This window comes from Cryobacterium fucosi, from assembly GCF_004403515.1.
In the GTDB taxonomy this organism is placed as follows: domain Bacteria; phylum Actinomycetota; class Actinomycetes; order Actinomycetales; family Microbacteriaceae; genus Cryobacterium; species Cryobacterium fucosi.
Genome location: NZ_SOHH01000026.1, coordinates 14,537 through 27,474, shown reverse-complemented (window position 1 = coordinate 27,474; position 12,938 = coordinate 14,537). Strand labels below are relative to the sequence as shown.

Sequence of the window (12,938 nt, the reverse complement as noted above, 5' to 3'; positions counted from 1 at the left end):
CGGCGACACCGGGCTGCCGGTCGTGCTGGGCGACCCGCTCGACCCGGCGGCCATCGCCATCCAGGCCGTCGCCGACCGGCTCGCGACCCGCGCGCGCGGGCTGTCCGGCCGCAGCCTGGGCATCTCGCCGAGGTGACCCCGTGCGAGAGCGCCGGGCTCTACGCCCGGATCGCCGACCGCTGCGGCCACTGAACCGGTCGGCCTAGACTGGCCCGATGCCCGCCTCCCCGCTGTCCCCGTCGTTCATCGCCGCCGCCCACCGCGACGTCAGCGCCACCACCGGAACCACCGTGCCGGTGACCCTGCCGTTCACCGGCGAGGTCCTGCACGAGCTGCCACGGAGCAGCACCGAGGACGTGCAGGATGCCTACTCCCGCTCCCGGCTGGCCCAGCTCGCCTGGGCGCGCGCCGGGTTCGCCCACCGCCGCCGGGTCCTGCTCCGCGCCCACGACCTGCTCCTCGACCGTGCCGCGCTACTCCAGGACGCGGTGCAGTCCGAGACCGGAAAGACCCGCGGCCAGGCGTTCGAGGAAGTCTTCCAGGCCGCCGGGGTCACCCGGTTCAACGCCCTCGCCGCCCGCGGGGCGCTCCGCGGAGGCCGTCGCCACTCGGCCCTGCCCCTCGTGGTAACCACCAGGGTGCGCTACCGGCCGAAGGGGGTTGCCGGCGTGATCACGCCGTGGAACTACCCGCTCAGCCTCGCCGCAATGGACGTCGTCGCCGCCCTCGCCGCCGGCTGCGGCGTGGTGCAGAAGGCCGACGACCAGGGCGCGCTGAGCATCCTCGCCCTCCGCCGCGCGTTCATCGACGCCGGTGTCCCTGCCGAGCTCTGGGCTGTCGTCACCGGCGAGGGCGGCATCATCGGCGCCGCCGTCACCGAGGAGGCCGACTACGTCTGCTTCACCGGGTCGACCGCGACCGGTCGCCGGGTCGCCGTGCAAGCGGCCCGCAACCTGACCGGGGTGTCGCTCGAACTCGGCGGCAAGAACCCGCTGATCGTGCTCGACGACGTCGGCCCGGCCCGCGCCGCGGCCGACGCGGCCAACGCCTGCTTCTCGGCGATGGGGCAGCTCTGCGTGTCGATCGAGCGCATCTACGTGCAACGCGGCGTCGCCGCGGAGTTCCTGCGCGAGTTCGGCCGGGTCACCGGCGGGCTCCGCCTCGGCGCCGGTTTCGACCATTCCGCGGATGTCGGATCGCTCACCTCCCCGGCCCAGCTGGATCGCGTGCGCGCCCACGTCGAGGATGCCGTCGCCAAGGGGGCGACGATCGAGGCCGGCGGGCGGGCGCGCCCCGACCTCGGCCCGTTCTTCTTCGAACCGACCGTGCTCACCGGCGTCACCGCGGCGATGGACTGCTTCGCCGCCGAGACGTTCGGCCCGGTGGTCGCGGTCTCCGTCTTCGACACGGAGCAGGAGGCGATCCTCGCAGCCAACGACAGCGAGTTCGGGCTCAACGCCTCGGTATTCGCCGGCTCGGCCCGGCGCGGCCTGCGGCTGGCCGGGGCGATCGAGGCCGGCAGCGTGAACGTCAACGAGGGCTACCGCGGGTCGTTCTCCTCCGTCGCAGCGCCGATGGGCGGGCTGAAGCAGTCCGGCCTCGGCCGGCGCAACGGTCCGGAGGGTCTGCTCAGGTTCGTCGACGCCATCACCATCTCCCGGGCGACGGGCCTGATCCAGTTGCCTCGGACCGGTCGCGAGTTCGAGGCACTGACCCGTCCGATGCTGCTCCTGGCCCGCGTCCTGAAGACTCTCCGCCGGCGTTAGGGCGTCAAGACCTTCGAGTCTTCCGAGTCCTCCGAGTCCTTCGGGGGCTTCGGGAGCTTCGGCTGCCCGGCCGGCTTCGGCTGCCCGGCGGCGACGGCGACCTCCGCCGCATGGTCGAGCACCGGGCGGTTCAGCTCCCGCGGCGGCCGCTCGTAGTCCGACCCGCCGGGCCGGTGCGGGATCTTCACGGCCGGCGGCTCGCGGTGCTCGTACGGCACGATCGACAAAAGATGGCTGATCATGTTCAGGCGCGCTACGCGCTTGTCGTCGCTCTCGATCACCCACCACGGCGCCTCGGAGATGTCGGTGTGCACGAACATCTCGTCCTTCGCCTTCGAGTAGTCGACCCATTTCGTGATCGACAGCAGGTCGGTCTCGGACAGCTTCCACCGGCGCATCGGGTCCTTCTGCCGCGACCGGAACCGCGCCTCCTGCTCGCGGTCGGACACCGAGAACCAGTACTTGACCAGGAGGATGCCGTCTTCGACCAGCATCCGTTCGAAGAGCGGAGCCTGGTGCAGGAACCGGCGGTACTCGTCGGGAGTGCAGTAGCCCATCACCCGTTCGACTCCGGCACGGTTGTACCAGGATCGGTCCATCAGCACGATCTCGCCCGTGGTCGGCAGGTGCTCCACGTACCGTTGGAAGTACCACTGGCCGCGCTCCCGCTCGGTCGGGATCGGCAGGGCCACGATCCGGGCGCTGCGGGGGTTGAGGTACTCGGTGACCCGCTTGATCGCGGAACCCTTGCCCGCCGCGTCCCTGCCCTCGAAGATCACCACGACCCGCGCCCCTGATTCCTTCACCCACTGCTGCATCGACACCAGGTCCGTCTGCAACCGGCGCAGTTCCGCCTCGTAGAGCGCCTTGTTCATGCGCTTGATCTTCACGGGTTTGTTCGTCATGAGCACCTTCCCTGGCTTCAGCGTAGCGCCCGGGAACGCGCCGCGGCGAAGGTTCGCACCGTCATCCGGGCGGCGGCCCCGACGGGTTCACGCCATCGCAACCCCTATCCGGTTCGGGACCGCCTGTCTATCCTGTTCCGAATAGCCAGCCGTGCGGGAGCCCAATGCCCCAGGATCGCCAGACCCTCATCTCGTCGGTGCAGCGCGCCCTCAAACTGGTGGACATCGTCGCCACCGCCGCTCGGCCGCTGCCGGTCAAGGCCATCGCGAACGCGGCGGGCCTCAGCCTCGGCACGGCCTACAACCTCACCCGCACCCTGGTTCACGAGGGCTATCTGGCCGCGGAGCCCGACGGGCTGGTGCTCGGCGATCGCTTCCCGAGCCTGCGCGGCACCGACCATGCCGGGGTCTTCCTCGCGAGGGTGCGGCAGACCCTGCGGCGCGTCGCGGAGGAGCAGGATGCGACGGCGTACCTGGCCAGGTTCAGCGCCGGCGAGGTGCGGCTGATCGACATCGTCGACCAGACCGGGGTTCCCCGACCGGAACTCTGGTCCGCGCTGGCCGACGGCGCCCACGCCACCGCCCTCGGCAAGCAGATCCTGGCCCAGCTGAGCCGCGAGCAGCGAGCGGAGTATCTCACTCGGCACCCACAGGTGCGGTTCACTCCGCGCATGACCACCAGCCGGCGCGCCGTTCTCAACCACCTGCAGCGCGGGGCCGAATCCACCGCCGACCGGGAAGTGTACCGGCTCGGGCACTCCTGCGTCGCGGTGCCGGTGCGGGCGCCCGGCGTGATGGCAGCCCTGGCCGTCACGGTGCCGGGCGACCGGTTCGACTCTGGGCTGGAAGGGATCACCCACCAGCTGCGGGCGGCCGCCGCGACCCTCGCGCACCAGCTCGGCGCGGAAGCCCGAGCCCGGTTCAGCATCTAGGACCTCTCTCCTCCCCTGGCTCGCGCCCGNCGGTTCAGCATCTAGGACCTCTCTCCTCCCCTGGCTCGCGCCCGTCGAGACCAGTCCGTGGTCGGTGAACGTGTGCGGTGATCGAGCCTGTCGAGATCAGTTGACCCGACGAGCGCGGTCTCGACAAGCTCGACCACCGGGGCCCGACCACCGGGCTCGACCGCAGTCGATGAACGGGTGCGGTGATCGAGCCTGTCGAGATCAGTTGACCCGACGAGCGCGGTCTCGACAAGCTCGACCACCGGGGCTCGACCACCGGGGCCCGACGGGCGGGGTCTCGACAAGCTCGACCACCGGGGCTCGACCACGGGGGCTCGACCACCGGGAGCAGGTCAGGTGGCTTCCGAGTCGAACGGGGCCGGCGCGGCGAGGGCGTCCTCGCGGGCGCGCTTGCGCTGAAGGTACGCGCCGTCGGGGTTCGGGGTGGCCCGGGACACCGTCGCCGACTGGTCCTTCACCGCGCCGTCGTCATCGATCAGCGCCTCACGGATGATGCGGCGCGGGTCGTACTGGCGCGGGTCGAGCTTCTTCCAGTCGACGTCGTCGAACTCGGGGCCCATCTCGTCCCGCATGCGGTCCTTGGCCCCGTTCGCCATCTCCCGGAGCTGCCTCACCAGGCGCGCAAGCTGGGCCGCGTAGTGCGGAAGTTTCTCCGGTCCGAGCAGGAAGACGGCGACGAGCCCGATCAGGAGGATCTTCTCGAACGTCAGACCAAACATCCCCTCAGAATAACGCCCGGCGAGGCCTCCCCCGACCAGAGCGGCCCCGGCCCTAGGCTGGACCCAATCATCAACTGGAGTTGCGCTTGTCTGACAAAGATCTGAACTGGAAGTTCTCCGACGATTCCGTCGTCGAGTCCGACGCCGTGGCCAGGGCCAGGCAGCAGTCCCTCGAGCTGGGAATCGATGCGATCTCCCCGGCGGTTGGCGCGCAATCAGCCGTGATCGCGGCCGCGACCGGGGCTCACAGCATCCTCGAGGTCGGCACCGGGGCCGGCGTCTCCGGGATCTGGCTGCTCACCGGCGCGCCCGGCGCCACCCTCACCTCGATCGACACAGAGGTCGACCACCAGCAGCACGCGCGGGCGAGCTTCGCCGAGGCCGGCATCCGCTCGAATCGGGTGCGCCTGATCACCGGCAAGGCCGCCGACGTGCTGCCGCGGATGAACGAGAATTCCTACGACATCGTCTTCGTCGACGCCGACCCGCAATCGGTGATCGAATACGTCGAGCATGGCCTGCGCCTGGCCCGCCCGGGCGGAACGGTGCTCGTCGCCCACGCCCTCTGGCGCGGACGTGTCGCCAATCCGGCGCAGCGCGACGATGTCGCCACCGGCTTCCGCACCCTCCTGGCCGAGATCGCCGGCTCAACCGCCGTGATCAGCGCCCTGTCGCCCGTCGGGGACGGCCTGCTCCAGATCACCAAGCTCAGGGCCTGACTGCCCCGTCCCGGCGAACTCGCCCGGGCGACCGCGTCCGGGCAAAAAAATCGGCCGCGCAGCAGTGCTGCGCGGCCGATCGTCACGGCTATACGGTCGACTGGACTACGCCGGCGAGTGCATCGTGAAGCTCCTTGGCCTCGGCGTCGTTCACAGAGACGACGAGTCGGCCTCCACCCTCGAGCGGAACACGCACGATGATGAGGCGCCCCTCCTTTACAGCCTCCATTGGCCCGTCTCCGGTCCGTGGCTTCATGGCCGCCATGAACTCCCCTTCCATTCATTCGTCTGAACTTCCATTATCGACCATTACCGCCCCAGACAGTAATTAGGGGGGTGTCCAGTCCGCTCCGTCGACCCCCCAGCAGAGCAGGAGCCAGCCCCACTGGCCCGCAACACCGAGCAGCACGACCGCAACCCGGTAGACCGGGTTCTTCGGCACGGCGACGGCGCCGAGCAGGGGGAACAGCGGCATCAACAGCCGGAACGTGCTCGATTGCGGGAAGAACACCGCGAGCAGGTACAGCGCGTAGGCGGCAAGCCAGAACCTGAGGTCGACGCCCAGGCGGCGCACCGGCGGCGAGAAGAGCAGCGCCGCGAAGCCGAGAATCAGGGCGACGACGACGATGATGCCCAGCGGCATCCCCAGCCACCACACGCCGCTCTGGAACCAGGCGGTGAACGGCACCAGTTCCTGGTAGCCGATGTACGCCGACCGCCAGGCCAGTTCGGTGTCGGTGTACGCCGTCAGCGACCCCGTCGCCGCCCAGGCGATGAGGGGCCAGGCCAGCCCGCAGGCCGCGCTGAACCCGGCGACGGATGCCGCGACCACCCGCTCCACGATCGGGAAGGGGTCCGTCCCCCTGCAGAGCCAGCGCTGCACCAGGTGCAGCCCCATGGCCAGGGCGAAGGCGAGTCCGCTCGGCCGGGTGAACGCCATCACGAGGATCACCGGGAAGAGCAGGACGTACCGCCGCTCGAGCAGCAGGAGCAGAGCGAGGGTGAGGAAGAACAGGTACATCGACTCGGCGTAGCCGAACTGCAGGATCGGCGACAACGGCGCAACGCAGAACAGCACGACGGCGAACAGCGCCGCCGGCTCGCCGAGTGCACGCAGCATCAGCCGGTAGAAGAGCAGGGCGCTGCCGAGGCTGAAGGCGAGCGAGACGAGCACCGCCATCGGCGCCCACGGCTGGTCGAGCACGATCATCAGCAGGCGCACCACGGCCGGGTAGCCCGGCATGAACGCCCAGGCGTTCTCCGCGACGTGCCCGTCGACCGTGACCGGGATCACGGACGGGTAGCCGGCGACGGCCACGATGTTGTACCAGCGTCCGTCCCAGATGTTCGCGAAGTCGGCGTAACCCGGGCTCGCGGCGGTCCAGGGGTTCGCCCCCTGCACCCGGGCGAGGAGCAGCACGAGCGTCGTCGTCACGACCCGGGAAACCGCCCAGACCATCGCGACCCTGGCCCACCACGGGGCCAGGCGGTACCAGGCCGGCCGACGGTCGGGCCGGACCGGGGCGCCGGGGCTCAGCCGGCGGATGCGGTCAGCCACGAACGGAGACCGTCCTCGCACTCCGTGATCTGGTGCAGGGCGACGCGCTCGTCGTCCGCGTGTGCCTTGAGCGGGTCGCCGGGGCCGTAGTTCACGGCGGGGATTCCGAGCGCGGAGAAGCGCGCGACATCCGTCCAGCCGTACTTGGGGCGGGCCGTCCCGCCGACGGCGACGAGGAATTCCTGGGCCAGGACCGCGTCGAGGCCCGGGCGGGCGCCCTCGGCCAGGTCGACGACGGTGATCTCGAAGTCGCCGAACAGCTCGGTGAGGTGCGCGACGGCTTCGGCTCCCGACCGGTTGGGCGCGAACCGGTAGTTGACGTGCACCATGCACTCGTCGGGGATGATGTTGCCGGCGATGCCGCCGGTGATGCCGACGGCGTTCAGCCCCTCGCGGTAGACCAGACCCTCGACCTCGACCTCGCGGGCCTGGTAGTCGGCCAGCACGTCGAGGATCGGCGCGACCTTGTGGATGGCGTTGTCGCCCACCCAGCTGCGAGCCGAATGCGAGCGCAGCCCGAAGGTGCGGATCTCGATCCGCACATTGCCGTTGCAACCGCCTTCGACCTGGCTGTTGGTCGGTTCGCCGAGGATGGCGAAGTCGCCGACGAACAGGTCGGGGCGGTTCCGGGCGAGCCGGCCGAGGCCGTTGAGGTCGTCGGAGACCTCCTCGTGGTCGTACCACATCCAGGTCACGTCGACGGCAGGGTCGGTGAGCTCGGCGGCCAGTTTGAGCTGCACGGCGACGCCGGCCTTCATGTCGACCGTGCCGCGGCCCCAGAGGTAGTCCACCCCGTCGAGGGTCTCGAACCGGGTCGGCAGGTTCCCGTTCAGCGGGACGGTGTCGATGTGGCCGGCGATGACCACCCGCTGCGCCCGGCCCAGGTTGGTGCGGGCCACGACGGTGTCACCGTCGCGGATGACCTCGAGGTGGCCCCGCCCCGCGAGGGCGTGTTCGATGGCGTCGGCCAGCACCGTCTCATTGCCGGAGACCGACTCGATGTCGCAGATCGCCCTGGTGAGGTCGATCGAGGAGGCGGAGAGGTCCAGAGTCACAAGGTTGAGGGGCACCCTACTAATCTAGAGCCATGATCACCGCAGTGTCCCCGCAGTCCACCGTCCCCGCCAACGCCTGGGGGTACGGCCTGGCCACCGTCGCCGGCGACGGCACGGTGTTGGACACCTGGTTCCCGGCCCCCGCGCTCGGCACGCTACCGCCGGGCCGCGACCGCTGGATTGTGCCGTCCGAGCTGGAGGAGTTCGCCGGGGACGACCCCCGCCGGGCCGTGCGGGTCGAGGCCGTCACCGTCGAGATCGACCTGGCCGCCGCCCCGGCAGGCACCCCGGATGCCTACCTCCGCCTGCACCTGCTGTCCCACCTCCTCGTGCGCCCGAACAGCATCAACCTGGACGGCATCTTCGGCCACCTCCCCGCCGTGGCCTGGACCAACGCCGGGCCGATGCTGCCCGCCGACTTCGCCAGGCTCCGTCCCGCACTGCAGCGCGCCGGCATCCAGGCCACCGGGATCGACAAGTTCCCGCCGCTGCTGAACTACGTCACCCCTGACCGGGTGCGGATCGCGGACGCCTCCCGGGTGCGCCTGGGCGCCTACCTCTCCCCCGGCACCACGGTCATGCACGAGGGCTTCGTCAATTTCAACGCCGGCACGCTCGGCACCTCGATGGTCGAGGGCCGGATCTCCCAGGGCGTCGTCGTCGGCGACGGCGCCGACATCGGCGGCGGGGCGTCGATCATGGGCACACTGTCCGGCGGCGGCACCGAACGGGTGGCGATCGGAGCCCGCGCGCTGCTCGGCGCCAACTCCGGCGTCGGCATCTCGATCGGAGACGACACCGTGGTCGAGGCCGGGCTGTACGTGACCGCGGGCACCAAGGTCACCCTGCCCGACCAGCCGCGCACCGCGGACGGCAAGGCCCGCACGATGAAGGCCGTCGAACTGTCCGGGGTGCCGAACCTGCTCTTCCGCCGCAACTCGGTCTCCGGGGCGGTCGAGGTGCTGCAGCGCAGCGGCACCGGCATCCTGCTCAACGAGCAACTGCACGCGTAGCGGCTCCCCGCCCCGGGAGTACGCTGCCAGTCACAAGGGAGTGACGTGGGAACCGACGCACCGCGCACCAGGCGCCACCGCAGGATCAGGTCCGCCCTCTCCGTGCTCGCGGTCGTGCTCAGCCTCGTCCTGGTCGCCACCGGACTGGGCGTCTGGACGGTCACCCGTTCCTTTCCCACCCTCTCCGGGCAGGCGACGCTGCCGGGGCTCGACGCCGACGTGACCGTGTACCGCGACCAGGCCGGCATCCCGCAGATCCTCGCCCGCACCGCCGGCGACCTGTTCAAGGCGGAGGGCTACGTGCACGCCCAGGACCGGTTCTGGGAGATGGATTTCCGCCGGCACGTGACGAGCGGGCGGCTCTCCGAACTGTTCGGCAAGAGCCAGGTCGGCACCGACACCTTCATCCGCACCCTCGGCTGGCGGGCGGTGGCCGAGCAGGAGGTGGCCCTGCTCGACCCGGTCACCCTCGGCTATTACCAGTCGTACGCGGACGGGGTGAACGCCTACCTCGCGGGGCACAGCGGCGCGGACCTCTCCCTCGAATACGCGGTGCTCGCCCTGCAGAACCCGGGCTACGAGCCGGAGCCATGGACCCCGGCCGACTCGGTGGCCTGGCTGAAGGCGATGGCCTGGGACCTGCGATCCAACCTCGACGACGAGATCGACCGGGCCCAGTTGGCCGGCAGCCTGAACCCCGTGGAGGTCGCCCAGCTGCATCCGGACTACCCCTACGCCGCGCACCCGACCATCGTCGGCGGGATGCCGGCGGGCGCCGCGCTGTCCGGTGCCGCCCTGGCCGGTGCGGCATCCGTGACGGCACCCGCGACACCGCCGGCCGTTCCGGCCGTGCCGGCCGTCGCGGAGACCGCGCTGGCGTCGTCGCTGAACAGCCTGCACGACACGCTGTCTGCCGTTCCGGAACTGCTCGGCCCGGCCGGCGGGGAGATCGGCTCCAACTCCTGGGTCGTCTCCGGGGCGCACACCGCGACCGGCAAGCCGATCCTGGCCAACGACCCGCACCTGGGCGCGGTGATGCCGTCGGTCTGGTACCAGGTGGGATTGCGCTGCGAGGCGGTCACCGCGGACTGCCCGTTCGACCTGGCCGGCTACGGATTCTCGGGGCTGCCCGGGATCATCATCGGCCACAACGCGCGGATCGCCTGGGGCTTCACCAACCTGGGACCGGATGTCGCCGACCTCTACCTCGAGAAGGTCACCGGGGACAGCTACGAGTACGACGGGGTGGCCAGGCCGATCCAGGTGCGCAGCGAGGAGATCAGGGTCGCCGGCGGCCCGCCGGTGACGATCGAGATCCGCTCGACCGAACACGGGCCGATCGTGAGCGGGCTGGAGGGCAGCGCGTTCCCCGCCATCGCCGCCGACTACCCGGAGGCGACCGACCTTCCGCCTGCCACCGCGGAGACCGGCTACCAGTTGTCGCTGCAGTGGACGGCCCTGACGCCCGGCCACACCGCGACCGCGATCTTCGCGCTCGGCGCGGCCACCGACTGGGCCGGCTTCCGGCAGGCGGCGTCCCTGTTCGACGTGCCCTCGCAGAACCTGGTCTACGCCGACGTCGACGGCAACATCGGCTACCAGGCGCCCGGCCTCATCCCGATCCGCCGGGCCGGTGACGGCACGGTCCCGGTGCCCGGCTGGACGAGCCAGTACGGCTGGGACGGGTACATCCCGTTCGACGCGCTGCCGCAGTCGCTGAACCCGGCCAGCGGCTTCATCGTGACGGCCAACAACGCCCCGGTCGGACCCGACTATCCGTACCTGATCACCAGGGACTGGGACCACGGCTACCGGGCGGCCGAGATCACCGCCCGGCTGCAGGCGCTGATCGACGCGGGAACGCCGATGACCACGGCCATGATGAGCGAGATCCAGGCCGACACGTTCAGCCCACTCGCCGCCCGGCTCGTGCCGGTGCTGCAGGCGATCAAGCCGACCGAGCAGACCCGCGCCGCCCTGGCCCTGTTCGACGGCTGGGACTACCGGTTGGAGAGCGACAGTGCCGCCGCCGCCTACTTCAACATCGTCTGGCGCAACCTCCTGGTCGACCTGTTCGGCACGAAACTCCCCGAGTCCACCTGGCTCACCGGCGGCGACCGCGCCTACGCGGTCGTGATCGCCCTGCTCGACGAGCCGGACTCGCCGTGGTGGAAGAACACGAGGGTCGGCTCGGCCGGCCGGGACAGCATGCTCCAGCGGGTGCTCCAGCAGGCCGCGGTCGAGGGCGAGCGGCTGATGGGGCCGGATGCGTCCACCTGGCGCTGGGGCAGCATCCACACGCTCGAGGTCACCAACGCCAGCTTCGGCAAGTCCGGCGTTGCCCCGCTGGAGTGGCTGTTCAACCGGGGGCCCTACGAACTGGCCGGCGGGTCATCCGTCATCGACGCCGTCGGCTGGGACGCCACGGCCGGGTACACGGTCGACTGGGTGCCCTCGATGCGCGAGGTGGTCAGCCTGGCCGACTGGGACGACTCGACCTGGCTGAACCTGACCGGCAACTCGGGTCACGCGTTCCACCCGAACTACTCCGACCAGACGGCGCTGTGGCAGGACCAGGAGACCAGGCCCTGGCCGTTCTCCCTCGCCGCCGTTCGCGCGGCCGCGACCGACACCCTGCGGCTCCGGGCGGGTCCGTAGGCTTCGCCCGGACCGCCCGGACCGCCTTAGCGGTTCGGGAAGTCGCGCTCGGGCGAGCCGATGTACAGCTGCTGGGGACGGCCGATCTTGGTCGTCGGGTCCTCGTTCATCTCACGCCAGTGCGCGACCCAACCGGGCAGGCGCCCGATGGCGAAGAGCACGGTGAACATGCTCGTCGGGAAGCCCATCGCCTTGTAGATGACGCCGGTGTAGAAGTCCACGTTCGGGTACAGCTTGCGTTCCCGGAAGTAGTCGTCGTTCAACGCGATGTGCTCGAGCTCCTTGGCGATGTCGAGCAGGTCGTCCTTGACGCCCAGCGCGGCGAGGACCTCGTCGGCGCTCTCCTTCACGAGGGTCGCCCGCGGGTCGTAGTTCTTGTAGACCCGGTGGCCGAAGCCCATCAGGCGCACGCCCTGTTCCTTGTTCTTGACCCGTTCGACGAACTTCTCCACGCCCTCGCCGGACGCCTTGATCTCGCCGAGCATCTTGAGCACGGCCTCGTTCGCGCCGCCGTGCAGCGGCCCGGAGAGGGCGTTGATCCCGGCGGACACCGACGCGAACAGGTTCGCCTCCGTCGATCCGACGAGGCGGACGGTCGAGGTCGACGCGTTCTGCTCGTGGTCTTCGTGCAGCATCAGGAGGCGCTCGAGTGCCTTACTCACGACCGGGTTCACCTCGTACGGCTCGGCCAGGGTGCCGAAGATCAGCCGGAGGAAGTTGTCGACGTAGCCGAGCGAGTTGTCCGGGTAGAGGAACGCCTGCCCGATGCTCTTCTTGTAGGCGTAGGCCGCCATCACCGGAAGCTTGGCCAGCAGGTGCACAGTGGCCAGCTCGACCTGGATCGGGTCCTTCGGGTCGAGCGCGTCCTGGTAGTACGCGGCCAGGGCCGAGGTGCCCGACGACAGCACCGACATCGGGTGCGCGTTGTACGGCAGCACGTCGAAGAGGCGCCGCAGGTCTTCGTGCAGCAGGGTGTGCCGGCGGATCCGCTGGTCGAAGGCGCCGAGTTCGCTCGCGTTGGGCAGCGAGCCGTAGATCAGCAGCCACGCCGTTTCGAGGAAGTTGGAGTTCTGGGCGATCTGCTCGATCGGGTAGCCGCGATAGCGGAGGATGCCCTTCTCGCCGTCGATGAAGGTGATCGCCGAACGCGTGGCCGCGGTGTTCACGAACCCGGAATCGAGGGTGATCAGGCCGGTCTGGCGGGTGAAGCTCGAGATGTCCAGGCTGGACGCGCCGGCCGTGCCGCGCACGATCGGGAATTCCGCCGACCCGCCGGGGAAGGTCAGTCTGGCCTTTTGCGGATCGATGGACGGTGTTCGCTGCGCGGTCTCGCTCACGGCGGCTCCCTGGGTATCACTGAGTGTCACTGAGTATCACTGCCTCTCGGCGCGCGGTCTTCTACGCAGCACACCGGTGTGGCTGGAGACGTCAACGCTGATACAGCCTAATCGGCCCGACCGCCTACTGTTGCATCCGCCAAGGCTTCGACGATTCGCTTGGAGGTAACCCACAGTAAGGACGATCACCCAGCGCGGTCTCGACAGGCTCGACCACCGAACCCTCACCCGGCACAGTCCCGACAG

Annotated in this window: 11 protein-coding genes; 5 read left to right on the top strand and 6 right to left on the bottom strand. The window is 70.1% G+C overall.

Features of this window, described 5'->3' with window-relative positions; genetic code table 11:
- The first annotated feature begins 215 nt into the window (after positions 1-215).
- Positions 216-1,766: a succinic semialdehyde dehydrogenase gene (locus E3T48_RS02470; protein ID WP_134522290.1), complete on the top strand. Its 1,551-nt coding sequence runs from the start codon at positions 216-218 to the stop codon at positions 1,764-1,766.
- Here E3T48_RS02470 and ppk2 read toward each other — a convergent pair.
- Positions 1,763-2,671 (bottom strand): polyphosphate kinase 2, encoded by a 909-nt coding sequence (gene ppk2 / locus E3T48_RS02465; RefSeq protein ID WP_134522289.1) that lies wholly within the window; start codon positions 2,669-2,671, stop codon positions 1,763-1,765. The two genes, E3T48_RS02470 and ppk2, sit on opposite strands and share 4 nt — an antisense overlap.
- A 164-nt stretch (positions 2,672-2,835) precedes the next feature.
- Here ppk2 and E3T48_RS02460 point away from each other — a divergent pair, with 164 nt between their 5' ends.
- Positions 2,836-3,603 carry an IclR family transcriptional regulator gene (locus tag E3T48_RS02460; protein ID WP_134522288.1) on the top strand — a complete coding sequence of 256 codons (768 nt, stop codon included), beginning with the start codon at positions 2,836-2,838 and terminating at the stop codon, positions 3,601-3,603.
- 362 nt (positions 3,604-3,965) lie between these two features.
- Here the strand turns inward: E3T48_RS02460 and E3T48_RS02455 are convergent, their stop codons facing one another.
- Positions 3,966-4,352, bottom strand: a complete 387-nt coding sequence (locus tag E3T48_RS02455) for a sec-independent translocase (RefSeq protein WP_134522287.1) — start codon at positions 4,350-4,352, stop codon at positions 3,966-3,968.
- A gap of 86 nt (positions 4,353-4,438) precedes the next feature.
- Between E3T48_RS02455 and E3T48_RS02450 the strand changes: the two genes are divergently transcribed.
- On the top strand, positions 4,439-5,071 hold the full coding sequence (locus E3T48_RS02450) for an O-methyltransferase (protein ID WP_134522286.1): 633 nt from the start codon (positions 4,439-4,441) through the stop codon (positions 5,069-5,071).
- An 88-nt stretch (positions 5,072-5,159) separates the two neighbouring features.
- Here the strand turns inward: E3T48_RS02450 and E3T48_RS02445 are convergent, their stop codons facing one another.
- From E3T48_RS02445 to dapE, 3 genes are all read right to left on the bottom strand, one after another.
- Entirely contained in the window at positions 5,160-5,336 is a 177-nt protein-coding gene (locus E3T48_RS02445) for a DUF3117 domain-containing protein (RefSeq protein ID WP_134365588.1), read from the bottom strand.
- A 63-nt stretch (positions 5,337-5,399) separates the two neighbouring features.
- Entirely contained in the window at positions 5,400-6,629 is a 1,230-nt protein-coding gene (locus E3T48_RS02440; RefSeq protein ID WP_241986572.1) for a hypothetical protein, read from the bottom strand.
- Positions 6,605-7,699: a succinyl-diaminopimelate desuccinylase gene (gene dapE, locus E3T48_RS02435; RefSeq protein WP_134522285.1), complete on the bottom strand. Its 1,095-nt coding sequence runs from the start codon at positions 7,697-7,699 to the stop codon at positions 6,605-6,607. The genes E3T48_RS02440 and dapE overlap by 25 nt, the downstream gene beginning before the upstream one ends.
- Before the next feature lie 17 nt (positions 7,700-7,716).
- Between dapE and dapD the strand changes: the two genes are divergently transcribed.
- Entirely contained in the window at positions 7,717-8,697 is a 981-nt protein-coding gene (dapD, locus tag E3T48_RS02430; RefSeq protein ID WP_134522284.1) for a 2,3,4,5-tetrahydropyridine-2,6-dicarboxylate N-succinyltransferase, read from the top strand.
- Positions 8,698-8,742: 45 nt separating this feature from the next.
- Positions 8,743-11,355: a penicillin acylase family protein gene (locus E3T48_RS02425; protein WP_134522283.1), complete on the top strand. Its 2,613-nt coding sequence runs from the start codon at positions 8,743-8,745 to the stop codon at positions 11,353-11,355.
- 26 nt (positions 11,356-11,381) lie between these two features.
- Here E3T48_RS02425 and E3T48_RS02420 read toward each other — a convergent pair whose 3' ends face one another.
- Positions 11,382-12,692, bottom strand: coding sequence for a citrate synthase (locus tag E3T48_RS02420; protein ID WP_134522282.1), 1,311 nt, complete (start codon positions 12,690-12,692; stop codon positions 11,382-11,384).
- Positions 12,693-12,938: the final 246 nt, after the last annotated feature.

What these genes read in the sequence shown, in the direction of transcription:
- E3T48_RS02460 (WP_134522288.1), top strand. Translation starts at nt 2,836, where the DNA reads ATGCCCCAGGATCGCCAGACCCTCATCTCGTCGGTGCAGCGCGCCCTC.
- E3T48_RS02470 (WP_134522290.1), top strand. Translation starts at nt 216, where the DNA reads ATGCCCGCCTCCCCGCTGTCCCCGTCGTTCATCGCCGCCGCCCACCGC.
- dapD (WP_134522284.1), top strand. Translation starts at nt 7,717, where the DNA reads ATGATCACCGCAGTGTCCCCGCAGTCCACCGTCCCCGCCAACGCCTGG.
- E3T48_RS02445 (WP_134365588.1), bottom strand. Translation starts at nt 5,336, where the DNA reads ATGGCGGCCATGAAGCCACGGACCGGAGACGGGCCAATGGAGGCTGTA.
- ppk2 (WP_134522289.1), bottom strand. Translation starts at nt 2,671, where the DNA reads ATGACGAACAAACCCGTGAAGATCAAGCGCATGAACAAGGCGCTCTAC.
- E3T48_RS02455 (WP_134522287.1), bottom strand. Translation starts at nt 4,352, where the DNA reads ATGTTTGGTCTGACGTTCGAGAAGATCCTCCTGATCGGGCTCGTCGCC.